The 26,982-nt window shown below is 71.0% G+C and carries 19 protein-coding genes and 1 pseudogene; 12 read left to right on the forward strand and 8 right to left on the reverse strand.

The genetic code is table 11. From position 1 onward, the window contains the following. Positions 1-3 precede the first annotated feature (3 nt). Complete coding sequence (locus FHS42_RS11565; RefSeq protein WP_184572359.1) at positions 4-1,314, reverse strand: TerD family protein; 1,311 nt, start codon at positions 1,312-1,314, stop codon at positions 4-6. A 212-nt stretch (positions 1,315-1,526) separates the two neighbouring features. On the opposite strand from FHS42_RS11565, the gene FHS42_RS11570 reads away from it, so the two are divergent. The 5 genes from FHS42_RS11570 to FHS42_RS11590 all read left to right on the forward strand — a co-directional run bounded on the left by FHS42_RS11570 (position 1,527) and on the right by FHS42_RS11590 (position 7,210). After that, on the forward strand, positions 1,527-1,985 hold the full coding sequence (locus tag FHS42_RS11570; RefSeq protein ID WP_184571791.1) for a DUF6643 family protein: 459 nt from the start codon (positions 1,527-1,529) through the stop codon (positions 1,983-1,985). 220 nt (positions 1,986-2,205) lie between these two features. After that, entirely contained in the window at positions 2,206-3,036 is an 831-nt protein-coding gene (locus tag FHS42_RS11575; protein ID WP_184571793.1) for an MOSC domain-containing protein, read from the forward strand. Positions 3,037-3,248: 212 nt separating this feature from the next. Next, positions 3,249-4,064 carry an MEDS domain-containing protein gene (locus FHS42_RS11580; RefSeq protein ID WP_312866836.1) on the forward strand — a complete coding sequence of 272 codons (816 nt, stop codon included), beginning with the start codon at positions 3,249-3,251 and terminating at the stop codon, positions 4,062-4,064. Further along, complete coding sequence (locus FHS42_RS11585) at positions 4,058-4,483, forward strand: ATP-binding protein (RefSeq protein WP_184571797.1); 426 nt, start codon at positions 4,058-4,060, stop codon at positions 4,481-4,483. The genes FHS42_RS11580 and FHS42_RS11585 overlap by 7 nt, the downstream gene beginning before the upstream one ends. A gap of 288 nt (positions 4,484-4,771) precedes the next feature. Beyond that, positions 4,772-7,210: a right-handed parallel beta-helix repeat-containing protein gene (locus FHS42_RS11590; protein ID WP_184571799.1), complete on the forward strand. Its 2,439-nt coding sequence runs from the start codon at positions 4,772-4,774 to the stop codon at positions 7,208-7,210. Positions 7,211-7,247: 37 nt separating this feature from the next. Here the strand turns inward: FHS42_RS11590 and FHS42_RS11595 are convergent, their stop codons facing one another. Continuing rightward, entirely contained in the window at positions 7,248-9,770 is a 2,523-nt protein-coding gene (locus FHS42_RS11595) for a lipase family protein (protein ID WP_246494571.1), read from the reverse strand. Positions 9,771-10,107: 337 nt separating this feature from the next. Between FHS42_RS11595 and FHS42_RS11600 the strand changes: the two genes are divergently transcribed. Then, entirely contained in the window at positions 10,108-10,965 is an 858-nt protein-coding gene (locus tag FHS42_RS11600) for a DeoR/GlpR family DNA-binding transcription regulator (protein WP_184571801.1), read from the forward strand. 47 nt (positions 10,966-11,012) lie between these two features. On the opposite strand, the pseudogene FHS42_RS39060 reads toward FHS42_RS11600, so the two are convergent. Together FHS42_RS39060 and FHS42_RS11610 are read right to left on the reverse strand one after the other, a co-directional pair. Continuing rightward, positions 11,013-11,093: pseudogene (locus FHS42_RS39060) on the reverse strand (phosphomethylpyrimidine synthase ThiC); the annotation flags it as partial. Between the two features lie 59 nt (positions 11,094-11,152). Next, positions 11,153-12,256, reverse strand: a complete 1,104-nt coding sequence (locus tag FHS42_RS11610) for a PLP-dependent cysteine synthase family protein (protein ID WP_312866837.1) — start codon at positions 12,254-12,256, stop codon at positions 11,153-11,155. 178 nt (positions 12,257-12,434) lie between these two features. On the opposite strand from FHS42_RS11610, the gene FHS42_RS11615 reads away from it, so the two are divergent. Together FHS42_RS11615 and FHS42_RS11620 are read left to right on the forward strand one after the other, a co-directional pair. Next, a complete protein-coding gene (locus FHS42_RS11615) occupies positions 12,435-12,761 on the forward strand; it encodes a hypothetical protein (protein ID WP_184571805.1) in 327 nt (108 codons plus the stop codon). 183 nt (positions 12,762-12,944) lie between these two features. Continuing rightward, a complete protein-coding gene (locus FHS42_RS11620; RefSeq protein ID WP_184571807.1) occupies positions 12,945-13,490 on the forward strand; it encodes an ATP-binding protein in 546 nt (181 codons plus the stop codon). A 212-nt stretch (positions 13,491-13,702) separates the two neighbouring features. Here FHS42_RS11620 and FHS42_RS11625 read toward each other — a convergent pair whose 3' ends face one another. The 3 genes from FHS42_RS11625 to FHS42_RS11635 are packed head-to-tail and all read right to left on the reverse strand — an operon-like array spanning position 13,703 to position 17,372. After that, complete coding sequence (locus FHS42_RS11625) at positions 13,703-16,270, reverse strand: FtsX-like permease family protein (protein ID WP_184571809.1); 2,568 nt, start codon at positions 16,268-16,270, stop codon at positions 13,703-13,705. Next, the gene (locus FHS42_RS11630) at positions 16,267-17,076 is read right to left on the reverse strand and encodes an ABC transporter ATP-binding protein (RefSeq protein WP_184571811.1); all 810 of its coding nucleotides are present in this window, start codon (positions 17,074-17,076) and stop codon (positions 16,267-16,269) included. Before FHS42_RS11630 ends, FHS42_RS11625 begins: the two co-directional genes overlap by 4 nt. Continuing rightward, positions 17,073-17,372 (reverse strand): SHOCT domain-containing protein, encoded by a 300-nt coding sequence (locus tag FHS42_RS11635; RefSeq protein WP_184571813.1) that lies wholly within the window; start codon positions 17,370-17,372, stop codon positions 17,073-17,075. The genes FHS42_RS11630 and FHS42_RS11635 overlap by 4 nt, the downstream gene beginning before the upstream one ends. Before the next feature lie 214 nt (positions 17,373-17,586). On the opposite strand from FHS42_RS11635, the gene FHS42_RS11640 reads away from it, so the two are divergent. Both FHS42_RS11640 and FHS42_RS11645 read left to right on the forward strand, forming a co-directional pair. Beyond that, on the forward strand, positions 17,587-17,892 hold the full coding sequence (locus FHS42_RS11640; RefSeq protein WP_184571815.1) for a trypco2 family protein: 306 nt from the start codon (positions 17,587-17,589) through the stop codon (positions 17,890-17,892). A gap of 23 nt (positions 17,893-17,915) precedes the next feature. Next, positions 17,916-23,102: a S1 family peptidase gene (locus FHS42_RS11645; RefSeq protein ID WP_184571817.1), complete on the forward strand. Its 5,187-nt coding sequence runs from the start codon at positions 17,916-17,918 to the stop codon at positions 23,100-23,102. Positions 23,103-23,296: 194 nt separating this feature from the next. Here FHS42_RS11645 and FHS42_RS11650 read toward each other — a convergent pair whose 3' ends face one another. After that, positions 23,297-24,649: an ROK family protein gene (locus FHS42_RS11650; protein WP_184571819.1), complete on the reverse strand. Its 1,353-nt coding sequence runs from the start codon at positions 24,647-24,649 to the stop codon at positions 23,297-23,299. Positions 24,650-24,666: 17 nt separating this feature from the next. Here FHS42_RS11650 and FHS42_RS11655 point away from each other — a divergent pair, with 17 nt between their 5' ends. Further along, positions 24,667-25,980 (forward strand): MFS transporter, encoded by a 1,314-nt coding sequence (locus FHS42_RS11655; protein WP_184571821.1) that lies wholly within the window; start codon positions 24,667-24,669, stop codon positions 25,978-25,980. 127 nt (positions 25,981-26,107) lie between these two features. Then, on the forward strand, positions 26,108-26,905 hold the full coding sequence (locus tag FHS42_RS11660) for a maleylpyruvate isomerase family mycothiol-dependent enzyme (protein WP_184571823.1): 798 nt from the start codon (positions 26,108-26,110) through the stop codon (positions 26,903-26,905). Positions 26,906-26,982 lie beyond the last annotated feature (77 nt).

Below are 26,982 nucleotides of genomic sequence, written 5' to 3' on the forward strand. Positions count from 1 at the left end.
GCGTCACTTGCGGCCCGGCGTCCAGTTCATGCCCCAGCCGTACGCCCGGTCCAAAGTGCGCTGTGGGCTGACGCCACGGTCGGGCACCAGGTATCGGGCCTCGCGCTGGACGACGAGGTCACCGTTGTTGTTGGTGATCAGCGCCAGGGCACAGACATTGGAGGGCACGGTGCACTCATCGAGCGAGAAGTCCACCGGTGCGCCGTGCTGCGGGCTGAGCGTGACGGTGGCGTTGAGGTTGGCGAAGCTGCGGGCGCCCTCGTAGATCGTGACGAAGACGAGGATGCGACGGAAGGAGCTCTTGGCGTCAAGGTTGACGGTCAGGTTCTCGCCGGACGCCCGGGCGCCGGTCCTGTCATCCGCGTCCAGGTGGATGAACGGCGGCTGGTGTAGGGCGCCGAAGGAGTTGCCGAGTGCCTGGACGACGCCCTTGGTGCCATCGGTGAGTTCGAAGAAGGCTCCGAGGTCCAAGTCGAGGTCGGAGTGCAGGGCCAGCGCCTTGCCCAGCTTCTGGCCCCAGCTCTTGAACTGCTTGTGCACCTCCCAGTTGAGGTTGACCCGCAACGTGCCGGAGGTGCCGCCCTGCTTGGTGAGCGAGACGGCGGGCGCCTCCTTGGTGAGCGTCACCTTGGTGAGCCGCACGGGAGCACCCGACGACGCGGGAGCCGCGGGGGCCGTGGCGGGCGGCGGGGCTGCCGGGGTTGCCACGGGGCGCGGCAGCGGGGCGGCGGGCGCAGTGGGCGGCGGGGTGCTCACCGGCGCTGCCGCGGGGGCCGCGGCGGCGGCCGGTCCCGGCTGCGGCTCATCGACGGAGATGCCGAAGTCAGCGGCGAGGCCCCCGAGCCCACTGTCGTAACCCTGGCCCACGGCACGGAACTTCCAGGCGCCCTGCCGACGGTAGAGTTCGCCGAGGACGAAGGCGGTCTCGACGGTGGCGTCATCGCTGTCGAACCGCGCGAGTTCGGCACTGTTCGCGGCATCGAGCACCCTGATGTGCAGTCCGGGCACCCGGCCGAACGTTCCGCCATCGGCGGAGGCCGCCAGGACGATGGTCTCGATGACGGGCTCGACCTGCTCCAGGTTCACCGACAGGCTGTCGGTGATCTCGGTTCCGGTGCGCTTTCCTTCGTACCGCACGGCGCCGGAAGCGTGGTTGGCCTGATTGTAAAAGACGAAGTCCGCGTCCGAGCGGACCTTTCCTCCGGCCAGCAGCAGAGCCGACGCGTCCACGTCAGGAACTCCCGCACCGCCGCTCCACCCGAGCTCGATCCGTACCGCCGAGGCAGGGACGGGCACGTTGGTGCCCTTGCGCATCGTCATGTTCCCCCTCATTCCTTTCACTCGCCGGGCCACAGGACAACTGCCGGTAACCCGTCCAGAACGCGCTCTTTACAGGATCTCAACGTACCCCGGCGACCGATTTTCCCGAATTCGTTCGTATTAGGGACCACGACCACTCGGAACCCGTGAAACAACACTCTTATCGGGCTCCCCAACCAGCACATGGTGGGCTTAACTTAAGGGCTATGACCCTCCCCCGCAGCGGCTACGGCGGCGGTTACTACTCCGCGCCGAACTTCCCTGACACTCCGATCTACGACAGCCTTGTCGCCGAGCGGGGCACACCTCAGATCGCTCCGATCCGTGTGCCGTCGCCCTACGATGCGGGCGGCCACTTCCCGCCGGCGATCCCGGCGGCCCTGCCCGCACTTCCGGCCGGCCCCTCGCATCACACCCCGCCTCCTTACGGCTACCAGACCCCTGCGCAGCCCGCACTCCAGCAGGCGCCCGCACCTTACATCCCGCCGCAGGCCACAGCCCCGCGCGGCTACCCGGGGCAGCAGCAGCCCCAGCAGCCGCGCCAGGCGGCTCCCAACGGGTACGAGGCGATGCGCCCGATCGCGGCCAGGCCCGCCGCCCCGCGCCCGAACCCGATGCCCTACCCCGAGCAGTACGGCCGCCAGCACCCCGGCCAGAACTACTGAACGGCATCGGCGCCTGACACCGATCCACTCGACCACACAGCCGCTACCGGTCGGCACCGCCCGCGGTCACGCCGCGGGCGAGGCGGGGGAGCGACCGGGGCGGCGCCATGACACGGGTCGTCTGCCGCACGGCCCATGCCATGCGCCCCGTAGCACGTGAGCCATCCACCCACTGACCACCGGGCGCTCGACCGCCGGGGCCTGCTGGCAAGATGAGCACATGTCCGACGTACAGATCAGCGCGATCCACGTCTACCCGGTCAAGTCCGTGGGAGGGTGCGCGCTCGACGAGGCCGCCGTCGAGCCGTGGGGACTAGCCGGGGATCGACGTTGGCTGCTGGTCAAGCCTGACGGCACTTTCCTGACCCAGCGCCAGCTTCCGCGGCTCGCGCTGGGCACCGCGCAGCCACTGCCGGACGGTGGCCTTCTTCTCACGGCGGACGGCCTGGAGCCGCTGACCGTGCCGGTGCCCGATCCCGAGGTGAGCCACATCTCTACCGTGCAGGTCTTCCAGGACCCGGTCGAGTTGGTGTGGTCCACGGGCGCGGGCGGCGAGTGGTTCAGCGAGTTGTTGAGGCAGGAGGTGCGTCTGGTGCATCTCGATGACCCCGCGCGGCGCCGGCCGATCAATGTGGAGTTCGCGCGCCCGGGCGAGACGGTGAGCCTCGCCGACAGCATGCCGCTCCTCCTCACTACCACCGCGTCCCTCGCAGCCCTCAACTCCCTTATTGCCAAGGGCGATCACGCACAAGAGGGCCCGCTGCCGATGAACAGGTTCCGGCCCAACCTCGTGGTAGACGGCGTCGCGCCCTGGTCCGAAGACGGTTGGCGCAAGGTGCTCATCGGTGACGTCGCCTTCCGGGTGGCCAAGCCGAGCTCCCGCTGCGTGATCACCACCACCGATCAGCGGACGGCCGAACGCGGCAGGGAGCCACTGCGCACGCTGGCCCAGCATCACCGCATCGGCAACAAGGTCGTCTTCGGCCAGAACCTGATTCCGGAGCACACCGGGAACGTACAGGTGGGCGATCCGGTCAAGATCCTTGAATAGCGGTCGTTTTCTGGCAATTGTGGTCAACGAGGAGATTCACGTCCCGCACACCGTAGTGTCTGCTCTCGCTGGAAGCGGCCGTTCGATGGACACCTCGCCAGCAGCCGTGACGCCGACGCCAACAGGGGGCCAAGAGATAGATGCCTGCCTCGGAAGCGGAGGGCAGCCGCCTGATGCCCGTGCACCGCATGCGACCTGGAGACCATGCCTTCGTGAGTTACGAAGACGGCGACTCCCGTGCGCAGATCATGGCGGCCTTCGTCTGGCTCGGCGTAGCGCGCGGCGAAAAGGTGACCGTCTTCGCCGACCCCGCCCTGAGCGAGCAGGAGGTACGGGACGCCGTACAGGCCCGTGGCCCGTCCGTGGCTCCCGCCCTCAACCGCGGCCAACTGGAGTTCAGCAGCATGCGGGCGCTCCTGAGCCCCGATCATGAGTTCACCGTTGGACGGCAGCACGCACGGCTGACAGAAGAGACCGAGCACGCCCTGCGCCAGGGCTACACCGGCTTTCGCGCCTTCATCGACATGGCCTGGGTACGCGACCTCGGTGCGGACATCGCGGTGATGATCCGCCGTGAGACACATTCCGCGCACCTGTTCACCGGCCGCCCCTACAGCGAAATCTGCGCCTACGATCGGCGCTGGTTCGCCGGTGATGTGCTCGACCACATGGCCAAGAGCCACCCGTACCAACTTCTCGACCGCCTCGGTGTGCTGAACATCGTCGAGTCCGATGACACGTTGCTGGTGATCGGTGAGGCGGACATCAGCGGTCGGGCGCGCTTCACGGACGGCGTGCGTGCCGCGCTCACCCGCACCGAGCGTGCGGCTCTGCTGACGATCGACCTGTCGCGACTGCACTTCCTCTCGCTCGGCTGCGCGACCGATCTCCTCGCGCTGACGCTCGCAGCGACGACCAGGCCGCAGATCGCCGTCGCATGTGACCCCTACGTAGCGCGCACCCTGCGCAGGCTGGGCTCCGATTCCATCTCCAAGCTCGCGTTGATCGAGGTGAGCCGTCAGTGCTAGCCGATCCCCGTCGCCCCTTTGACGGCGAGGCGGACGGACGCTTGCTGGACCGTCAATTCACCGCGCGCGATCTGCCACAACTACGGGTGCTCGTCGAGGAATGCGCCGCCTGGGCGGGGCTTTCCGACGCCCGACGCGGGGACTTCGTATTGGCCGTGGACGAGATCGCCACCAATGCCATCGAGCATGCGGGCGGCCGGGGCCATCTGACTCTGCGCCGCGTCGGCGACGAACTGGAGTGCAAAATCGCCGACAGCGGCCCGGGGTTCAGCGAGGACGTCATCCCCGATCTGCTGCCGGGGCTGGACGGCGCCCCCAGCGGACGCGGCCTGTGGCTAACCCGGCTCGTCTCCGATCGGCTCGCGATCAGCGCGGGCGCCATCGGCGCCGTCGTCACGCTCGCGATGCGGCTGCGCTAACCGGCCCCGACGGCTGCGCCTACCCACCTCAACCGGCTGTGCTGAGCCACCTCAACCGGCTGTGCTATCCCGCCTCAATCGGCTGCCATTAGCCTCCTCGGATACGGCTACAGCCGGCCTCAGTAGCGCGTGCATGCCCGGTGGCGGGGTGGCTCGGACGAGGGCGTGTCCGGTACGGGAAGCTGACCGGTCAACTCCCCCACACGGCGCACGCTACGGTGTTCCTTCCGGCACACCACACGGCCGTATCCGGTCGATGCACGCATGAGGTGGGGGCACAGCAGCACCATGGCACAGGGCTCGGTCCAGGTGACGCACAGCGGTACGTCGCGGTGGCGGCGGCGCACAGGAGAGTACGCCTCGCTCATGGCGGCGCTGGAGGCCGCGGGGGACGGCGATCTACTCACCGTCGCCCCGGGCACCTACCGGGAGAACGTGGTCCTGACGCGGGCCGTCACGCTGCGCGGACCGGAGGGGGCCCGGGGCGCGGTGCGGATCGCCCCCACCGAGGGCGTCGCGCTGACGGTGCGCGCCTCCGCCGTCGTACGGGATCTCCACATCGAGGGCCAGGACTCGGCGGCCCCGGCCCTGCTGATCGAGGATGGGACGCCGGACCTGGCAGATGTGCGGGTGGCCACGCGCTCAGCGGTGGGCATCGAAGTACGCGGCAGCGCGCGCCCCACGGTGCGCCGCTGCACCGTGGACAACCCGGCCGGCATCGGCTTCAGCGTGCTGGATGGCGCGGGCGGGATCTTCGAGGACTGCGAGGTGGTGGCGGCCGGCCAGTCCGGCGTCTCGGTGCGCGGCGGGGCGCATCCGCGGCTTGAGCGCTGCCGCGTGCACCATGCCAGCGGCGCTGGGCTTTCAATCACCGGTGAGGGCAGCACGCTGGAGGCTGTGGGCTGCGAGGTGTACGAGATCAAGGGCTCGGGCGTACAGGTCGCCACCCGTGCCGCGGCGCTGCTGACCGACTGCCAGGTCCACCGCACCACAGCGGACGGGGTCAACCTCGATACGGACGCCGTGTTGACGCTGGCGGACTGCGACGTCCACGACGTACCGGAGAACGCCATAGATCTCCGCTCGCGTTCGGTGCTCACCCTGACCCGATCCACGGTGCGGCGCTTTGGGCGCAACGGGCTTTCGGTGTGGGACCCGGGCACCCGGGTGGACGCCAACCAGTGTGAGATCTACGACAGCACGGGCGACTACCCGGCGGTGTGGGTGAGTGACGGGGCAGCGGCGGTACTCGATTCGTGCCGGGTGCACGACGTGCCGGATGCGCTGTTCGTCTTGGACCGCGGCTCGCGGGTGGACGTCGTGGACAGCGACCTCTCGCAGGTCCGTAACACGGCCGTCTCGGTCAGCGACGGCGCCAGCGCGCAACTCGACGACTGTCGCATACGCGAGGCCGCCACCGGAGCCTGGTTCCGCGACCACGGCAGCGGCGGCACCCTCGCCGGTTGCACCATCGACACCGTGGCCACCGGAGTGATCGTCACCAAGGGCGCCGACCCGACGATCGAGCGCTGCACGGTGACCTCGCCCACCGAGGCCGGGTTCTATGTATCAGCCGAGGGGCGGGGCTCCTTCGACGGTTGTCGGGTGACTGGCAGCGGCGGCTATGGCTTCCACGTCATCGACGGCTGCCGCAGCACGCTGACACGGTGCCGTACCGAGCGCTGTGCGCGCAGCGGTTACGAGTTCGCCGAGCCGGGGCCGATCAGCGAGGACTGCACCAGCGACGAGAGCGCCGCACATGGCGTACCGCCCATCCCGTACGGGCCGTCCTCTGGCGGCGCAACCGGCCCGGCGGCCACCACGGGAGCGCCCGCCGTGCAGACGGTCGGGCTCCTCGGCAGCCTACCGGGGCAGCGTGGCGCAGCCCCCCAGCCGGCAGCGGAACCGGAGCCCGTCCGGCCACCCGATGCCGTGCTGGGCGAACTCGACTTGCTGGTCGGCCTGGAGAGCGTCAAGCGCGAGGTGCGGGCCCTGACCGACATGATCGAGGTCGGTCGGCGGCGTCAACGAGCCGGGCTGAAGGCGGCGTCCGCGCGCCGGCATCTGGTCTTCACCGGCTCGCCGGGCACCGGCAAGACCACCGTTGCCCGGCTCTACGGGGAGATCCTGGCCTCGCTCGGGGTGTTGGAACGCGGACATCTGGTGGAGGTCTCCCGCGTTGACCTGGTCGGCGAGCACATCGGCTCGACCGCGATCCGTACCCAGGAGGCGTTCGAGCGGGCCCGCGGCGGGGTGCTGTTCATCGACGAGGCGTACGCCCTCTCCCCCGAGGACTCCGGGCGTGACTTCGGGCGCGAGGCCATCGACACGCTGGTGAAGCTGATGGAGGACCACCGGGAAGCGGTGGTGGTGATCGTCGCTGGATACACCGCGGAGATGGCGCGCTTCTTGTCCGTCAACCCCGGTGTGGCCTCGCGTTTCTCGCGGACCATCACCTTTGGCGACTATGTGCCCGAGGAACTGGTGCGCATCGTGGAGCAGCAGTCCGACGAGCACGAGTACCGGCTCGGCGAAGGCACGACCGAGTCCCTGCTCAAGTACTTCACGGCGATCCCCAAGGACGCGGGGTTCGGCAACGGGCGCACCGCCCGGCAGACGTTCGAGGCAATGGTCGAGCGGCACGCGGGCCGGGTTGCGCAACACCCCGACCCGAGCACCGACGACCTCACCCTGCTCTATCCGGAGGACCTCCCCGAGCTGCCCTGACCCCGCGGGGCAGCACTCCACGACTTGGCTGTGGGCCTCACTCCTCGCCAGTCGCGCTGCGGCCCGTGTCAGGGCCGTCAGCGGGCCGGCCCAGCAGCGCGTCCGGGGCCGACGCCGCCGTTCTGGGGCGGGGCACCCCGTCACCGGGAAGTCGGGCCAGTAGCCCTGCTCGCTCCCTCACGAAGGCCGGGTCCGCCTGGTACTCGGAGTGGCCCCGGATCGGCGCCGGCAACGGGTGCTCTGCCGTCCGGCCGTAGACGAGCGGGTCCTTGAGCGCATCGCAGTCGATGTGTGGCCGGTCGTCGGCCGGCCGCGCATCGGCTAGGGCGGACGGCTCGATGGGGCCGCCGATCGGGTCGGTGTAGCGCCACAGGTTGCGCCAGCAATGCACCTCGGCGTGCAGTGACGACAACTGGGCGGGCCCGAAGTAGGCGGGGAACCAGCGCCCGTACAACCGCTCCAGCGGTGAGCCGTACGTCAGCAGGGCGACCCGTCGCCGGGTACGCCAGTTGAGCTGCCATACGGCCGCCGCCGCCAGCACGCTGCCTTGCGAGTGGCCCGAGATGACCAGCCGGCCGCCGGTGCGTTCGGTCCAGGTCTGCATGCGCCAGGTCAGGTCGGGCACGGCCCGCTCGGCGTAGCACGGCGGTGCGAAGGGGTGGGCTGCGCGCGGCCAAAACGTGCCGACGTCCCACAGGATGCCGATGGTACGGCGGGCCCCCGGGTCCCGGTAGGCGCGCCGGCCCCAGGTGATGAAGAGCGCGAACGCGACGCCCACCAGCCACGAACCCAGCGCCTGCGCGGTTTGCGCGGCTGCGTCGATGACCGCGGGCGTGCCGTCGGCGGCCCGCCCCGGCACCTCGCCCGTGCCCCAGGCGCCGGCCACCGACAGGCAGCCGAGCAGTAACGTCAGCAGGGCGACGGGGCCGATGATCCAGGGCATGGAGTCGGTGATGCCGGCGCGGGCGATAGTGCCCGCGATCTTCTCGGTGCGGACCTTGTCGGGCCGCTCGCCCGGGTAGCCGTCCGGCACCGTGCGAATCAGCCGCAGCCGAACCCGCTGCACGCCCCACACAAAGGCCAGGAGTAGCAGCACCAGGAACACCAGGAGCGGCGGGATCACCGCAGCCTGCCAGGACAGCAACACCGGCGGTCCCGCGATCGGGCCGCCGCCCATGCCGGGCGTGGCGCCGCCGTCGAGCCAGTCCGCGATGCGCTGCGCCACACCACCGGTGAGCACCCCGCCCACCGAGCAGGCCAGCACCGCGACAGCGGGCCCGCCCAGTCCCCACAGCGGCGTCCGTACCCGCCCGGTGGGTGGTTTCGGTCCGCGCTTGACGTGCTGCGGGCCGAGTCCTCCGCGGTGTCCTGCGCGGGCGGCGGAGCGGTGGAGCACCGCGGCCACCACGGCGAGAAGGACGATGAGGGTGATCTGGGTGAGGGCGATGACGCCGAACATCTGGTCGCCCGGCAGCCGCCCGCTCGAAGCCCAGCCGGGGCGGGACCAGCCCGCGTACCCGGCGGCCAGGACCAGCAAGATGAGTGAGATGCCGGGCAGCAGGTGCGCGGTGAGCCGATCGAGGGTGTGGTCGGGCGTCGTCTCGCTGCGCCCCCTGCGGCACATCACATACAGCACCACGAGGCCAGCCAGGTGGATGACTGCGAGTAGCGCCCAGCCGGTGGCGTCCAACAGGGCGGAGCCGCCGGGGGCGCGGTCGTAGCGGGCGGCGGTGAGGGTCAGGGCGGCGGCGATGGTGAGTAGCCCGGCGGCCGTGTGCACGGCCTGCAACCGAGCCACCAGTCGGCGGCCGTACCAAAAGCCAGGCAGGCGCAGCGCCGGGTGGTGGGCGGCGGACACGTCGTCCTCGTTGACCTGGCGCTCGATGGGCGCCGATGATTCGTAGGCGCTCCAGGTCCGGGTGGACAGATGCGACAGCAATACGATGACGGCCAGCGGCACCACGGCGGCCAGGGCGAGCCTACGGCCCGGCTGGCTCCACCAACCGCCGCCCGCCGGCGCCGCGAAGTCCATCCAGCCCCTTCCGCCCGTGCAGGAGGCGGAGCCCGCGCACTGCCAGGCCACCAGGTCGAGCGCCACCTCGCAGACGGCGGCGACCAGCAGCACCGTCAGGGTCAGCGCGATCAGCCGCACCAATACGCCGTAGAGCCGTACGGTGCCCTCGCGGCGGTCGGCGGCGGGCCGCATCCAGTGCGCGAGGTTGATCACCATGAAGGGGAGCAGCAGCAGCCACAGGGCGCGGGTGCCATCTCCCGAGGTGAGCCCGGACCAGCAGTACGCCTCGGGCACCGGCCGGTCGCGGTAGTCGGCGGGACGCTGTTCGGCGTCGGCGTCCTCAGTGCGACGGTAGACGCCCGCGGTCTCATCGCCAAACATCCGCTGGACCCTGGGGTCGGCGTCGAGCATGCTCGACGGAGTGGCACCGCCGACGCCGTGGACCAGTAGTTCCAGGGCGAGTTCGGCCTCGGGCGGTGGGTCGTGCGGCGGTGTGTCGGCCCGTGAGGCCGCCTTGGGGTGCGTGGCTGATGGGTTCGGTGCCATGGGTGCGGCAGGTGGTGCTGGCATGGCTAGTGAGGCGGGTGCACATGCCGTGACGGGTGGGGCCGTCGTGGCTGCTTGGATGGTGTCCGTGAGACTCGTGGGCTGTCTTATGTCGTGAGTGCGCTCTGGGTTGGCCTCGTCGTCCGGTCGCGTCATTGGCGTCACCGTGTCCCCCGATCCGGTGTGGTGATGCTGAGATGCTCGCAGCGGTGCGGCAGCCGCGTCGGGCCGGCCGCCATGTCCCCCCGCTAGGGCGATTGTGCCCGATCCGGGCACGCCGTATCCGCATGCGAAGATGTCCGCGGACATCAGCGGCTGGTCGGAAGGGACGGGCGGCGTGAGTGACAACCAAAACCTCCTCGCGGAGCAGCGGCGCGCCCTGATTCTCGATGAGGTCAGGCGACGCGGAGGTGCGCGAGTCAACGAGCTCACCCGCAAGCTCAAGGTGTCGGACATGACGGTGCGCCGCGACCTGGATGCGCTGGCCCGGCTCGGCGTGGTGGAAAAGGTGCACGGCGGGGCCGTACCTGTCACCGAGGCGAGCACCCACGAACCGGGGTTCGAGGCCAAGTCCGGGATGGAGCTGAGCGCGAAGGAGGACATCGCGCGAACGGCCGCCCAACTCGCCACTCCAGGCAGTGCGATTGCGCTCTCCGGCGGGACGACGACGTACGCGCTCGCCCAGCAGCTCGTGGAGGTGGCGGGGCTGACCGTGGTGACGAACTCCATGCGGATCGCCGATGTGTTCCACAGCGCACGACGGGCGGCCGACGCGGCTGCGGAGCACGCCGGGAACCGGGAGCGCCCCGGTGGGGCGGCAACCGTGGTGCTCACCGGCGGGGTGCGTACGCCTTCCGACGCGCTGGTGGGTCCGGTGGCGGACGCGGCGATCCGTTCACTGCACTTCGATGTGCTCTTCCTCGGGGTGCACGGCGTTTCGGCCGAGGCGGGCCTGTCCACGCCGAACCTGGCCGAGGCGGAGACCAATCGGCATTTCATACGGTCCGCGCGGCGGGTGGTCGTGGTCGCGGATCACACCAAGTGGGGGAAGGTGGGGCTTAGTTCATTCGCCTCGCTGGCCGAGGTGGATGTGTTGGTCACGGACGCGGCGCTGTCTCGCGCGGCACGCGAGGAGATGGCGGATGAACTGCGGGAGCTGGTGGTGGCCGGGGAGCGTGCGGACCCGGCACCGTGAACGCTTTGCAGGCGGGTAGTTGCCTCGATCGGCTACGGCCGGTGCGCTGCGGCGGCTTGGGGCGAGGTGCTGTGGTCGTACGCGGGTGCCACATCGGTGGTCAGCGGGCCAAGGGTGGAGAACGGCGCCGCCGCACGCGTGGCGGCTTCGGTGGGGGTGCCGGGGCCGGCGCGGCCCCATGGGGCCGTCACCGCCAGACGCCTTCGGCCAAAAAGCGGTTGAGCGTCGTGGCGTACGGCGCGATGTCCAGGCCCTGTTCGGCAAGCCAGGCGTCCGAGTAGTACGTGTCGAGGTAACGGTCGCCCGGGTCGCACAAGATGGTGACGACGCTTCCGGTGCGGCCCGCGGCCACCATCTCGGCGACGATCTTCAGCGCGCTCCACAGCCCGGTGCCGGTGGAGCCGCCCGCCTTGCGGCCGATGGCCGCCTCCAGGGCACGCACGGAGGCGATGCTCGCCGCGTCCGGGACCTTCATCATCCGATCGATCGCCCCGGTGACGAAGCTGGGTTCCATGCGCGGGCGGCCGATGCCCTCGATGCGCGAGCCGCGCTCGCTACTCGCGTCCACGTCGCCATAGGCCCAGCCGTCGAAGAAGCAGGAGTTCTCCGGGTCAGCGACGCAGACCAGCGTGTCGTACATGCAATAGCGCACGTACCGCCCGATGGTCGCCGAGGTGCCGCCGGTGCCCGCGGTCGCCACGATCCAGGTGGGCTCGGGGTAGCGCTCCAGCCGAAGCTGCTGGTAGATCGACTCGGCGATGTTGTTGTTGCCCCGCCAATCGGTGGCCCGCTCGGCGTAGGTGAACTGATCCATGGCATGGCCACCGGTGGCGGCGGCGAGCGCTGCGGACTCGGCGTACATCGTGCGCGGATCGTCCACGAAGTGGCATTGGCCGCCGTGGAACTCGATCAAACGACACTTCTCGCGGCTGGTCGTTCGGGGCATCACGGCGACGAAGGGCACCCCGATGAGCCGCGCGAAGTACGCCTCGGAGACGGCAGTGGAGCCGCTGGACGCCTCGATGACGGGCTTGCCGGGGCGAATCCAGCCATTGCACAGCCCGTAGAGGAAGAGCGAGCGCGCCAGGCGGTGCTTGAGGCTACCGGTGATGTGGGTGGACTCGTCCTTGAGGTAGAGGTCGATGCCCCACTGCTCGGGGAGTGGGAAGCGCAGCAGATGGGTGTCGGCCGAGCGGTTGGCGTCCGCCTGCACCTTGCGGATCGCCTCGTTCAGCCAGGCCCGGTAGGCCGGGTCGGTGCGGTCCACGTCGATCGTCTCGGTGCTGTACACGCCACTCCTCGCACTGTTCCTTGGGACCGGCAGCGGACCTGACCCATTCTGATCATAAATGGGCACTGGTGCCCGGCTCTCGCGGCAGGCAAACTGCCTCATGGGAGTACGGTGACGGCTAGGCCGAAGACCGGGTGCGCAGCGGGCGCAGTCGCCCACACATAGGGAGGCGTGGATCGTGGCGGAAGCCGAGTTCAATGCGACCGGGGTACGAATCGAACGCTTTCTGCGGTCGGTCACCCGCGCCGGACAGGTGCTGATCAAGGACGGCAGGCTGGAGTTGTTGACCAGTTACGGCCGTGAGATCGACAGCGCCCCACTGCGGTCGGTGCAAGCGAGCAAGCCATGGTTCGCGGCCCGGGACCGGGCACACGCCACCGTGAACGGCACCCGCTATTTGCTGACCCTCGGGCAGCGCGAGGCGGGGACCACGGATGGCTCTAACGCCGCACGGCGGTTTTTGGATGTGGTGCGTTCCGCACAGGGGCAGCCCGGCACGGGCTGACGCGCGAGTTGCGCAAGCGGGCGGATGACGTGACCCTGAGACGAGTATCAGTGTCACCGAGAGTTCACCAGTGGTAACGCTGAGAACCAGCACACTGGTCGTGCGCGGCGGTCACCTTCGGCGCGCCCCCTCTTCGCCCGCACCTGACGCAGGCTAGCCCTACTTCCTCAGGGAGCCGCAGCCGTGATCAGCAGCACAAACCGGCATTGCACCGTAGAGCTCCAGGCTCTCCCGGAGCGGATCGGCCAGGTCCGCAGAATCGTATCGGCGCAGTTGCGCTACTGGCATTTGGACCAACTCATCGAGCCGGCCACGCTCGGCGTCTCCGAGTTGCTGACGAACGTGTATGTGCACGCCGAGCCCGACAAGCGCTGCACCGTGGACATCGTCTGGGTGCTCAATCAGCTCACCATCTCCGTCCGCGACGGCGATCCGCGGGAGCCCACTGCGTCGCAGGCCGACCCGTTCGGCACCCATGGGCGCGGGCTCGCCCTGATCGCGGCCGTCAGCGCGAGCTGGGGCGTGCGCACGGACGACGGCGGCAAGACCGTGTGGTTCGCGCTGCCCGCGCGGCAGACGGCCACCCGATCGATGCAACGCCTCCCCTACGAACCGTCGCTCCCCGTGGCCGAGCCCGCCCGCGGCACACCACTCCCCGCGGTCGAACCCGTCCTGCGCGGGATGCCGCTGATCGAGCGCCATGCCGTCAAGGCCACGGCGGCCCACTGACCACGGCTTCGCCGGCGCTACCGGCACGGCTGGGATTGCCGGCACGGCTGGGATTGCCGGCACGGCTGGGATTGCCGGTGGGCAGGAGGCGCAGCCCCCTGCCCACCGGCTCGGCGCGGCCCCAGGCGCGGCGCGGACCGGACCGGACCGGACCGGACCGGACCGGGACGCTGCCGCTCAGGTTCGTGCAGCGTCGCGAGCCGGGGCCTGGGTCACTCGGTGGCGATGGCGCGCAGCACGTCCAGGCGCGCGGCCCTGCGCGCGGGTCGCCAGGCCGCCAGCGCACCGGCCGCCACGCCCACCAGGCCCACGACGGCCAGTTGCTGCGGCGGCAGGGCGAAGGCGCCATCGCCCGAGTTCACCGCGGCCTTGACCAGCGCCCAGCCCAGGAAGCCGCCGAGGCCGAGCCCGCCGAGCGTGCCGAACGCGGCGACGAGCACCGACTCCCAGCGGACCATCGCGCGCAATTGGGCCTGGGTCTGGCCGACCGCGCGCAGCAGGCCGAGTTCGCGGGTGCGCTCGTGCACGGCCAGGGTGAGCGTGTTGGCTATGCCGAGCAGCGCGATCAGCACGGCGAGGGCGAGCAGCGCGTAGACGAGGGTGAGCATCATGTCGATGCCGCCCGCCGATGACTCCGCCCACTCGTCCCGGGTCTGTACCTCCGGGTTGCCCCAGTTCATGGCGACCTTCTCTACGGCCTCCTTGCCATCGGACGCCGCCTCATCGTCCTTGAAGGAGACAGCGACCAGGCTGTCGGCGTCCTGTGCCCGGTGCGGGGCCCAGGCCTCGCGGGTGATGATGTACTCGCCTGCCAGGTCCTTCTCCTCGTACACCGCGCGCACCGTGAACGACTGCCGCTGACCATCGGTGAAGGTGAGTTGGGTGGTGCTGCCGAGGCGCCAGTGGTGCTTGGCGGCCTCGCTTGCGGAGACGGCGATGCCGCTCTTGCCAAGGCCGGTGAAGTTGCCTTCCACGTCGCCGAGGTTCAGCACGCCCGACAGCGCGGCCGGGTCGGTGACGGTCAACTGGCGTCCGCTGCCATCGACCTTGGCGACGCCGCGGCCGAGGCCGAGCGCGGTGTCCACCTGCGGCAGCTTGTCCAGCGCGGGGGCGAGGCCGGGGCTGAGCCCGGAGCCGCCACCGCCGAACGCCGGGACACTGACCGCGACATCGCCCGCGAAGGTCCGCGAGACGGTCTCGTTCATCGTCGCCTTCAACGATGCGGCGAAGACGGTGAACAGTGACACCACGCTCACGCCGATCATCAGCGCCGTCGCGGTCGCGGCCGTCCGCTTGGGGCTGCGCAGCGCGTTGCGCCCGGCGAGCGCGCCGGTCACCCCGCGCAGTGAGCCGAGCGGCCCGCTCAGGGCGCGTACCGCGAGCGAGGAAGCCACCGGGCCCACCACCACGAAGGCGGCCAGCGTGAGGACCGAGCCGATGGCGGTCAGCATGACCGAGGGGGTATCGGCCAGCACCCCGAGCACGGTGACGCCGACTCCCACGGCTCCGAGGACCGCGCCGGTCAGCGTCCTGGCGCGGGAGGCACCGGAGTGGTCCACGGCCGTTTCGCGGAGCGCGGCCAGCGGTGCGGTGCGCCCGGCGCGCAGTGCGGGCGCCAGCGCGGAGCCCATGCACACCACAACGCCCACGACCAGCGGCAACAGCAGCGACAGCGCGCTGATCACCAGGTCACCTTCGGGGAAGGGGAAGCCGACTGCCCGGAAGAGGGCCTGGAGCCCGGCCGCCAGGCCGATGCCGCCGAGCAGCCCCGCGAGCGAGGCGGCGACGCCGACCACCGCTGCCTCCGTCAGCGCCCCGGCCATCACCTGGCGGCGGGCGGCGCCGAGGGCGCGTAGCAGCGCGTTCTCACGGGTGCGCTGGGCGACCACGATGGCGAAGGTGTTGTGGATGCTGAACGTGGCCACCAGGAGCGCGACGCCGGCGAAGACCAGCAGCAGCGCGGTGAACATGGTCAGGAAGGCACCGGAGATCTGGTCCAGGTTTTCCTCGGCCGACTCCTGCCCCGTGATCGCCTCGATGCCGCCTGGCAGCACCGGCTCCAGTCGCTTGACCAGTTCGTCCTGGCTGACGTCGGGGCCTGCGCGGACCTGGATGCTAGCGGCCTGGCCCGGCTTCGCGGTCAGATACCGCTCGGCGTCCTCCTGGGTCAGGCCGGTGAAGGTGACCTGGCCCATGCCGTCCTCGCCGCCGAAGGTGGCGATGCCGACGATTTTGATCTTGACGGGTTGCGGGGTACGCAGCACGGTGCTGTCGCCGATGTCCAGGTCGCCGGTCTTGGCGGCGCCCCGGTTGATGACGGCTTCGCCCGGGGCCCGAGGGGCGCGGCCGTCGGCGAGTTGGTAGGCGCCCAGTTCCTCGTCGGTGATCCAGTTGCCGGCGAGGGTGGGCGGGCCCTGGCCGCCGACCGCGTCGCCGTCCTTGCCGACGAGTTGGCCGGCGCCCTGGATGCTGGGTTCGGCCGCGGCGACGCCGTCCACGCGCTTGAGGTCGCGGGCCAGGGAGGTGGCGACCGGCTCCCTGCTGCCGGCGCCGTCGTCGGGCGTGGTGATGGCGTCGGCGCTGCGTACGACGGCGTCGGTGCCGCTGGTCGCGTTGCCGAACATGGTGTCGAAACTGGCCCGCAGGGTGTCCCCCATGACCAGGGTGCCGCCGAGGAAGGCCACGCCGAGCAGCACGGCGAAGAACGTTCCCACAAAGCGCCGCTTGTGGGCGCGCAGCGATGCCAGGCTGATCCGCGCAGCGGCGCGGTTGCCGCTCATGACGCCACCGCGCGGGCGGCTTCGGTGCTGCGGTCGAACGCCTTGAGGCGGTCCAGTACGCGTTCCGCGGTCGGGTTGGGCATGCGGTCTACGAGGCGGCCATCGGCCAGCATGATCACCTCGTCGGCGTGCGCGGCGGCGACCGGGTCGTGGGTGACCATGACCACGGTACGAGCCATGGTGCGTACGGCCCGACCGAGCAGTCCAAGGACCTCCTCGCCCGAGCGGGAGTCGAGGTTGCCGGTCGGCTCGTCGGCGAAGACCACGTCCGGGCGGCTGGCCAGCGCGCGGGCCACCGCGACCCGCTGCTGTTGGCCGCCGGACAGTTCGCTGGGTCGGTGGCGCAGTCGGCCGCCGAGGCCGACCACATCGATCAGGCTCTCCAGCCAGTCCGGGTCCGCCCGCTGGCCTGCCAGGTCCAGCGGGAGGCTGATGTTTTCGGCGACCGTCAGGGTCGGGAGCAGGTTGAATGCCTGAAAGACGAAGCCGACCCGCTCCCTGCGCAGCAGCGTCAGGCGGCGGTCGTCCAGCGCGCTCAGCTCGGTGTCCGCGATGAACGCGGAGCCCGAGGTGAGGGTGTCGAGCCCGGCTGCGCAGTGCATCAGGGTGGACTTGCCGGAACCAGAGGGGCCCATGATCGCGGTGAACTGCCCGACGGGGAACCCCACGCTCACCCCGTCCAGCGCCCGGACCTCGGTGGCGCCGGCCCCGTAGACCTTGACGGCGTCCACCACCTGAGCGGCGTAATTGGTGCCATCGGGGACGGTGTGCGCTGTGCTGCCCGCGGGCGTGGGGAGCGTGGTCATGAGGCACCGCCCTTGGCGCCGCGGCCGAACTCCTCGTCCAGTACGGACAGTCGCCGCCAGTATTCGTCCTCGTCGATATCCCCGGAGGCGAACCTGCCCCCGAGGATGGTCAGGGGCGAGTGCGCCCCGTGCGGCCACGGCGGCAGCGACCGCGCCCGCTGGCTCCGGCCGCGCCACACGGTGCGCCGCAACACGGTGATGCCACCCCCGATGACCAGGGCCCAGATAAGAGGAAAGAGCAGAATCCAGGGTCCTGGACCCCCGCCGTCGCCCCAGGCATGCGCGAGAGTGTTCATCGTGACCGGACTCCTCGGTTAGGGCTCGTGCTGTCCCTACCGAGCGTGGTCTGTGGCGGCTGCCCGGTCGTCGTACGACCAGCGGCAACTCGCGTACCCCACGGGGAGTAGCAACGGTCGCCGGGCGTACCTCCCTGGGCGATCGCGTGCCAAGGCAACTGCCGCAACTGGCGCGCGTTGTACGGTGAGGCCTTGGCTTGAGAGGAGCGGCGGTATGGGGTCGGAGATCGGGCTTGCGCGGGCGATTCGCGGCCTGCGGGCGGAGTTGGCGGAGGCGATGGCTGACGGCGAGGACGAGGCGATCAAGTTCCGTATCGAGTCCATCAGTCTCGATCTCCAAGTAGCCGTGGAGAACGCCCACGAGGGACATGCGGGGCTCAAGTTCTGGGTCGTCTCGGCCGATGCCGGCGCCTCCACCGCCTCCACCGCGACGCACTCCCTCTCCTTGCAGCTCGCCGCCGAAACGGCCGCGGGTGATCAGGTACGGATCGCCTCCCGGCCCGAACGGCGGCCGGACTGACGGCGCCCAGGGAGGACAACAGCGTGCGAGACCTGCCAGATCGGGCCGTCGAAGTGGTACGGGTCAGCCGATCGGATGGCACCGTGCGCTACGGGGGCTCCGGATTCCTGCTGACCGGCGAACTCGTCCTGACCGCACGGCATGTGGTGGACGACGGCGACTGTACGTACCGGGTGCTGCGGCCGGAGCCGCGTCAAGGCGCCAGCGAGGCCGCGGTCGAGCTGGTGGTGCTCGACGCGGAGCACGACCTGGCGCTGCTGGTCCTGGACGAACCGGTGGATGACCTGGCGCCGCTGCGCTTCGGGAGGCTACCGAAGGCGATCGGCACGGTGGCCTTTCACGCCATGGGATTCCCCCGTTTCGCCCGCGAGGACGGCCGGCCGCGTAGACGGCAGACCACCGGCACCATCCAACTCGCCTCGCTGCCCGGCGCCCACGGTCTCGACCTGTGGCACGACACCTCGCAGCCCACGGCCCTCACCGGCACCGGCTCACCGTGGGAGGGTTTTTCCGGCGCCGCGGTGCTCAGCCCGCGCGACCCCGGGCCCGATGCGCCCTACCTGATCGTCGGCGTCTACGCCTCTCACCTCACTCCGGCCGGGACCCGCGCCACCCTCGCGACCCGCGTGGACTCCCTCGCTGGCACGGGCAAGTTCGCCCGCTATCTGCGCGCCCACGAGGTCAATCCCGAACCGGTGGAAGTCCCCCTGCCGGGCGGGGCGCCCCGGTCGCTGCCCGCCAACGTCCGCACCCATGAAAGCGTGCTGGGCAAGCTGCGCGGCACCCGCAGCTATCTGCTGCCCGAGCGGCTGCCGTTCGTCAGCCCCGGGCCGCACAGCCAGGCGTCGCCGCAGCGGCTGCTGGCCCGTTTGACCAACCCCGAACGAGGGCGCGGCGTCCTGCTGGTGGGCGCGGCGGGCACCGGCAAGACCCGCACCTGCTTCGAGGTCGCACAGGCAGCGCACGATGACAACTGGCATGTGCTGCACATTCGTACCGACCGACAGCGCTCGCTGACCGTCGCCCATCTCGAACAGGCCGTCTTCGACGCCGGGCGCCCCCGGGTGCTGCTGGTCCTGGACTACCTCGACACCTGTGTGCAGCTCGATCTGGGCGCGTTGGCCGATGAGTTCATGCTCGGCGCGGCCGAGCGCGGCATCCAGGTCGCCTGTGTGGCATCGACTCGGCCAGGCACTCTACCGGTGCTGCGTAAGCGCGGTGTCCGGCAGCTCTTCGATGAGGTGACGCTCCGTCAGGACACTGGGCATCAGTCGGCCGTGATCGACGCGATGCTGCCGGTGGTCGCCCCGCGCGCGCTCGACGGTCTGGGGCAGGCGACGCTGCGTACGGCGTGCGGCCAGCGGCCCATCATCGCGCTCCTCGTCGCCGCGCAGATCGAACGGCGCTTCGGTGCCCGCCGGGACATGCCGCGCCTGTCCGGCTGGCGCAGCGACGACCTCTTGGCCTGGCTGGACCCGCGGCTTCAAGAGGACCGGCTGCGCTCCCCCGATGCGGCCGACTGGGAGGCGGGCGACGGCGGCCAACCGGCTCGCCCGCCCGGCGATCGACAACTGGCCGCCACCGTCGCCGCCTACGCCTGTCCGCAGCCAAGGGATGCAGTCGTCGCGGCGGTGGACGCCTTCCTCGACGGCCGGGGCAGCGGCCTCGACGGCGAATACATCGTGCGTACCCTGACCGAGCTCGGCTGGCTGGAAGAGCCGCACGAGGACCACCTCACGGTGGTCCATGACATCGTCACCGACGAACTCGTACGCCAACTCCTGCTACCAGCCGGCCCGGTGCACGCGGACTCGGTACGGGCCGTGTTCGCGACCTCCCTGATCAGCGCCCGCACCTTCGGCGGGTTCGCCGGTCACCTGGCGCGGCTGGCCGCCGATCTCGATGACGCGGACGGCCGCGAGGTGGCCCGCTTCGGTGGTGGCTTGCTGCGGGCCGAGGCACCTCGGATCGGCGCGCTCCTCAAGCGGTCCGGTGAGGAGGGCAGGCAGGCGCTGCTCACCTTGCTCAGCCGCAGGCCCTGGCGGGCGTCCATGGACGGGGTGTGGGACGAGGTGGCGCAGCCGTGGTTGGTGCGTGAGAAGGGCTCCCCCACCGCTCGTGCGCTGCTGGCCCAGGCCATCGAGTCGGCCACGGCCCAGGTGCCCGAGCGCCTGGTGGACGCCGCCCTGTCGTGGCTGTACCGGGGTGGCCCCGAGGCAGAGACCTCGCACCATGTCATCCACGCTCTTCTGGAGCGCCGCGATCTGCCCATCGGCTACCAGGAGCGGGTGGTGGCCTACGCCCTCGCCTGGCTTGAGCTGTGGAAGCGGCACCGCGCGGCGCGCTTTGTGCTCAGCGCGCTGCTGCGACAAGACCGCGCGCTGACCGCGGAGCGGCTGTCGATCGCCACCCAGTTCGCCTTCAACTGGCTGCACGTTCACCACACCACGGACGCCGCCCATGTGTTGCACCGGCTGCTGTCCCGCACGGACTTGGACCACGCCTGCGCCCGGCGCGCCATTTCCCTGGCGCTCAGTTGGATCGGCCACGGCCATGCCACGCAGCGGGCCACCAGCTTTGTGCTGGCCCCGCTGGTCGCCCATCCACAGCTCAACCGCCAGCAGCACAAGCAGACCGCGGGCCTGGCGCTGACCTGGCTGGCGAACAACGAGGCGGAGCCGGTGGCCCGGTTCGTCCTGAATGCCCTGCTACGCCGGAACGACCTGGCTGAGTTGCGCGCGAGCCGCGCCGTCGAGCAGGCACTCGCCTGGCTCGACCACGGCCACGCCCCGTCCCTGGCGGCGGCGCTGGTGCTCGGCCCGCTGCTGCCGCACCGCGCCCTGGCCGACGATGAGCGCGCCCAGGTGGTACGGATGGCGCTGGACTGGGTGAGCGGGTACGGCGATTCCCTCGCCGCCGGCTACGTTTTGTGTGCGTTGCTCTGTGACGGTGGCGTCCCGGCCCAGGACGCGGCAGACCTGGCCGAACGCGCGCTGGCCTGGGCCCAGGCCAACCCCGCTACGCCCCACGCCGCCCAGGTGCTGTGTGCCCTGCTCACGCGCACGGAGTCCGATGAGCGGCTACGCCGTACGGCCGACTTCGCCCTGCACTGGTTGGAGTCCTACGGCACCGACACCAACTCCGCCGCCGTACACCGCGCCGCTTTGTCCTGCCGCAACGTACGCCGCGACCAGGCGCGCCGCGCGGCCGACGCCACGCTGGACTGGCTGACGGCACGGGCCGGGACAGCCGACTGCCACGGCCCCGATAACCCGGGTGCCTGCGGTACCTGTGGCGACCGTGCCGACTGCGGTGACTGTGGCGGCTGTGGCGGCTGTAGCGGCTGTAGCGATTGCGAGGCGCCGCAGAGCGCGGACCAGGCGGGCGCCGCGGCCCCGGACCAGGACGTGGCAGCGGCAGCCGCCGGCGCGGACCTGGAATCGGGCCATGGAGTGGGGACGGCCGAAGGGCTCGGCGACGAGGTGGGCCCCACCTTGTGTGTGCTGCTCACCACCCCGGAGTTGCTAGCGGGGCAGGAGGCGCGCGCGCTCGGCCACGCGGTGGGCTGGCTCGGCCGTCCCTGGCGACACCGCGACCACGGCTTCTTGTGGCTGCGGGTACTGCGTTCACGCGGCTGGAGCGGTGGCAGCCGCGGCTGGCCGCAGGGCAACGGCCAACTCGCCGCGCCACAGCTGAGCGACATCGCGGCGATGCTGTGCTGTACGGGCCTCACGGCGCCCGAGGCGCAGAACCTGGCCGACCGCGCCCTTGCCCTCGCCGCGGACCCGGGCGCCCCCAGCCGCACGGTACGCGCCGCGCTCGCCGCGGTGCTCGGCTGCCCGCTGCTCACGGCACGGCAAGAGGCGATTGTCGTCGCGCGGGTGGAGCGGCTGCTCGCGGCGGATCACTCCAGCGGGGTGCTGGCTCCCCTGCTCGCCCTGCTCGCTCGCCCGCTGTCGGGCGCTGCGTACGCGCGCGCGACCGCTCTTGGATGTAGCTGGCTCGCCGCGCGCGAGAGCTCCGCCGACGCGCCACGGGTGCTGTTCGCGCTCGCCGACCGGCGACGGCTCGCCGACGACCAGCGACGGGCGCTGAACGTCCACGCACTGAATTGGTACGCGGTCAACCCTGAGCACGCCAGGGCGCCGGCAGTTCGGGCCTTCCTCACCGACCACGGGGACGACGCGTTCGGCCACTGGCTGCGAAGCGTGGAGGAGACCAGGGCCTGGCTGCTGGCCCACCCGGACGACCCTGAGCGCGGCGCCGTACTGCTACGGCTGCTGGCCGGGCCCGACGAGGTCCCGCTCAACACCGCTGAGCTAGCCCCTTCAACCACAGGCGGCGCATCGGGCACGTCGGGCGCCACGGACACGTCGGGCACCAGGGACACCACGAGCCCCACTGCTGACGACGACACGCAAACAGGGCGCGCCCACGGTCACGACGGCGGCGGTCGGCCCGCGGGGCGGCTACTGGAACGACGTCTCATGCTCTCCGCCGTGCACTCGGCGCTGACCTCCGTATTGAGCTGGCGGGACTTCGTGGCGCTTTTGGACAGTGCGGATCTCTTGCCGGAGCACAGGCGCGCGGTGGCGGGGCAGGCGCTGGCGTATCTGCGCTCGGACGGGGTGACCAAGGCGCGGCTCGTCATCATCGCGCTGCTACGCACGCCTGAGTTGACCGCGGAACAGCGGTGGGACGCGGCCGAGGAGGCGCTCGCGCTGCTGACCCGGACCAGCGGCAGAACGTTCAAGACCCGTCCGGTGCTGTTGGCGCTGCTACGCAACCGCGATCTGTCCCACGAGCATGAACAGGCCGCTATCGAACGGGCTTTGCGACAGGTGGACGGGGCGGACAGCAACGAGGCCAAGCCGCTACTCCGGCTCGTGCTCAGCCGGAATCTGACGGCTGAGCAGGCCGCGCGCGCCATCGGCTACAGCCTGGACTGGCTACTCAGACGCGAGCCGGCGGGCGGTGTCGGCTCGTTGGTGGCCGCGCTGCTTGAGCGGGATGAGCGGGATGAGTACGCCCCCGGCCAGTGGCAGCTCGCCACCGCGTACGCGCGAAGCTGGCTGCTGGCCAACCCGGAGCACACGGTCGCGGAGCGAATCAGCAGCCGCCTCGCCGCCGGGCCCGGCACGTGGTCGCCCGCCCCGACGCCGCACCCAACGGCCCCGATCCCCGGCCCCATCTCCCCCGCCAGCGGCTGACGCCGCATCGCCAGCCCGGCCTACCTCGGCTGCCTGGGCCTGGGGTGCGGCGATGCGGGGGGTACGAGGCCGCGGGGGCGCGGGGTGCGAGGGCGCGGGAGCGCGGGGTGCGGGGGTGCCCGCCAGCACGTCCGCGCCCCACCCGGCTACGGCGCGCCCCACCGGCCCGTACGGAATCACCTACCGCTGTCCGCTCAACAGCCCAGCGCCCCCAGCGGGTCGTCGAGCACCGGCTGCCAGGCCAATTCCGCCGCGCCCACCAAACTGTTGTAGTCGAGCGTGCAGGGCAGGATCGGCACCCCACCGCTGCGGCCCCACAGGCTGCGCTCCGCGACAACGGCGCGCAGCCGCTCGGGGTCGGCGTTGAGCAGGTCGCGATGCAGCCCGCCGAGAATGATCCGGTCCGGGTTGAGGATGTTGACCAGCCCGGCGAGGCCCTGGCCGAGCCGGTCGATGAGCAACTGGGCGGCGGCCCGTACCGACGGGTCGGCGTACTCCTCGCGTAGCAGCTCGCGCGCCTGCTGGAGCAGCGACACTTCGGGCCCGAGGTCGCGCCCGGCTGCGGCCAAGAAGGCCAACGGGTCGGCCTCCACATCGAGACAGCCACGGCTGCCGCAGTAGCAAGAGCGCCCCTCGGGTTGCACCGTCAGATGACCAACCTCCAGAGCAAGTCCGGAGCTGCCGGTGTGCAGCCGTCCATCGAGCACCAGCGCACCACCGACACCGCGATGTCCTGTGGCCACGCACAGCAGGTGTCGGGCGCCACGGCCGGCGCCGTGCCGGTGTTCGGCCAGTGCGGCGAGGTTGACGTCATTGCCGGTGTGGCCGAACACCACGCCGTGACTCGCATCGGCGCGGGCGATGGCCTGGTGGCCGAGGCTGGCCTGATGGTGGATATGGGGGCGGTGGCCAGGGGCGGGCTCGGGGGCTGCGCGGCTCGCGCTGGGGGCGTACGCACCGTTGCGGGCGCCGGCCGGCTCCGGGATGCCCGCGTCGGCGAGGCTACGGCGGAAGAGTTCCCGTACCGGCGCGCCGGCCTGCCAGGCGACATGCAGCGGATTGAGCGCGGTGCCCTCGGGTTCGGCGACGGCGGAAGGGACGGCAAGGCCCGCGCCGAGGCAGCGGCGGCCACTCGCACGGAGCAACCCTGCGCCCGCTGCGACGACCGCGTCCAGCACGGCCGCCGGATCGGCCGGCACCGTCATACAGCCGGGCGCTGTGGCGACGATCTGGCCGCCGAGTCCGACGAGCGCCGCCCGGAAGCCATCCACGTGCACCTGCGCCGCGAGCACGACCGGGCCGCCTGGTGCGACGGTGAGCCGATGCGAGGGGCGGCCCTGGGTTCCAGCGGCTGCACCCGGTCGGGAATCCACCTGGATGAGGCCGAGCGCCTCCAGTTCGGCGGCGACGGCGCCCGCAGTCGCACGCGTCACACCGAGCTCGGCGGTGAGCACCGCGCGGGTGGGCGCGCGGCCGGTGTGTACGAGTTCCAGCGCCGGGCCGAGGGCCCCGCGGCCCCGCTCCAGTCTTGTCCGTGTCTGGGTCACCCCCCTATTCTGGCTTTGTGCCGACGCTAAACAAAATACGGACGGCCACCCCGTGGAAACGGAGGGGCGCCGCCGTGGACCCGATCATCGCCCACCTCCGTACCGCACTGACCCTCTTCTTCGCCCTGGACGGCTTCATCTTCGCCGGCTGGGTCGCCCGCATCCCCGCCATCAAAGCGCAGACCGGCGCCTCGACCGGCGACCTCGGGCTCGCCCTGCTCGGCGTCTCGGCAGGAGCGGTGGCCACCATGATGATCACTGGACGGCTCTGCCAGCGGTATGGGCATCAGTCGGTGACGGTCGCCGCTGCGGTGCTGATGTCGCTGAGCGTCGCGCTGCCAGCGCGCACCCACTCGACGCTCGCCCTCGGACTGGTGCTGCTCGTCTTCGGCGCCGGCTACGGCGGCCTGAACGTGGCGATGAACAGCGCCGCAGTGGACCTGGTGGCCGCACTACGCCGCCCCGTGATGCCCAGTTTCCACGCCGCTTTCAGCCTCGGCGGCATGCTGGGCGCCGGCCTTGGCGGCCTGGTCGCAGGGCACCTGTCGGCCGCCACCCAGCTCAGCGTACTCACCGTCGTCGGCCTCGTCCTCACCGGCTTCGCCGGCCGTGCGCTGCTCGCCCACCCGGTGCCACAACGGCCGCGCGAGCAGCCGCCAGCCTCCGGAACGCGGCCACGCCCACACCAGGTGCGCGAGCCGATGCACGGAGCTGACGTACTCCGCGGTGCCGGTGGGAGCCGTCAACGCGGCGAGCCCGGCAAGGCAGCGGCCCGGCGGGCCCGGCGGCTGGTCTCCGTGTTCGGGCTCATCGCCCTGTGTACGGCGTACGGCGAGGGCGCGCTGGCCGACTGGGGCGCACTTCACCTCAAGCAGGACCTGAACGCTCACCCCGGCATCGCCGCCGCCGGCTACTCGGTCTTCGCCGCCACCATGACCATCGGACGGCTGACCGGCACGGCGCTCCTCGAACGATTGGGCCAAACTCGGGCTCTGGTAGCGGGCGGCGCAACGGCCGCCGCAGGAATGCTGCTCGGCGCGCTTGCGCCCACCATCTGGCTCACGCTCATCGGCTTCGCCATCACCGGGCTCGGCCTAGCCAACATCTTTCCCATCGCCATCGAACGCGCGGGCGCGCTCACCGGCCCGAGCGGCGTCGCCACCGCTTCGACATTCGGCTACGGCGGCATGCTGTGCGGCCCGCCCGCGATCGGTTTCATCGCCGACTGGTACACGTTGCCGATCGCGCTCACGACGGTCGCCCTCCTGGCGGCGATCGCCGCGGCCATCGCGTACGCCACCCGCCATGCGCTCCGGCCGACAGACGGTTGAACACTCACTCGCGAGGCGTTGCACCGTCCGGCCGTGCGGGGGCTGACGCCGGCTTTTGGTCGGGGCCGACGGCTTCGCCGCGGAGGGGTCCAGGCTCATTGTCAGTGCCTCCTGGCACACTCCGGGCATGGAGACCACGAAGTTGCTTCAGATCCTCGCCCGCGACGGTGAGCTGCTGGCCGATGCCGCAGAGAGAGCCGAGTTGGACGCCCGCGTAGCAAGTTGCCCCGAGTGGACCGTGCGCGATCTCGTCGCACACACCGGCCGGATACACCGGTGGGCTACCGGCTTTGTGGCACACCAGCTCACCGAGCCGCGCCGCCCACCGCAGGACCCGGAGTTGCAGGGGGCCGAGTTGCTCGCGTGGTTTCGGGAAGGCCATGGCGCGCTGGTGAGCGCGCTTCGCTCGGCCCCGGATGACCTGGAGTGTTGGACGTTCTTGCCCAGCCCCACGCCGCGAGCCTTTTGGGCACGCCGCCAAGCGCATGAGACCGCGATACACCGAGTCGATGCCGAACTGGCGCGCGGCGCGGGCGTCTCGCTCATCGACGCCGACTTCGCCATGGATGGCGTCGATGAGTTGCTGACCGGCTTCCACGGACGCGAGCGCAGCCGGGTGCACTCGGAGCAGCCAGTTGTGCTGCGGCTGCACAGCACGGACACGGCGGCCCGCTGGACGGTGCGTCTCTCGGACGGGCCGCTGGCGGTGGAGCGCCAGGGCGAGGGGGCTGCGGCACCGCAGCAGACCGCCATCGATGAGGACACTGAGGGCGCGGCGCGAACTCAGGCGGCGCAATGCACCCTGATCGGTTCGACGGCAGATCTCTATCTCACGCTGTGGAACCGGCCGCCGAGCGGGGAAGTGCGCACGGAGGGTGACACGGCCGTCGCCGCGTTGTGGCGCGAGACATCGGCCATCGTCTGACCGTGCCCGAGGTCACCAACTGTCTGGGAGAGACATGAATGACGGGAACGGACGAAGCCAGCGGAAACGGCAGTGCC

This window comes from Streptomyces zagrosensis (genome assembly GCF_014203645.1).
GTDB classification, from domain to species: domain Bacteria; phylum Actinomycetota; class Actinomycetes; order Streptomycetales; family Streptomycetaceae; genus Streptomyces; species Streptomyces zagrosensis.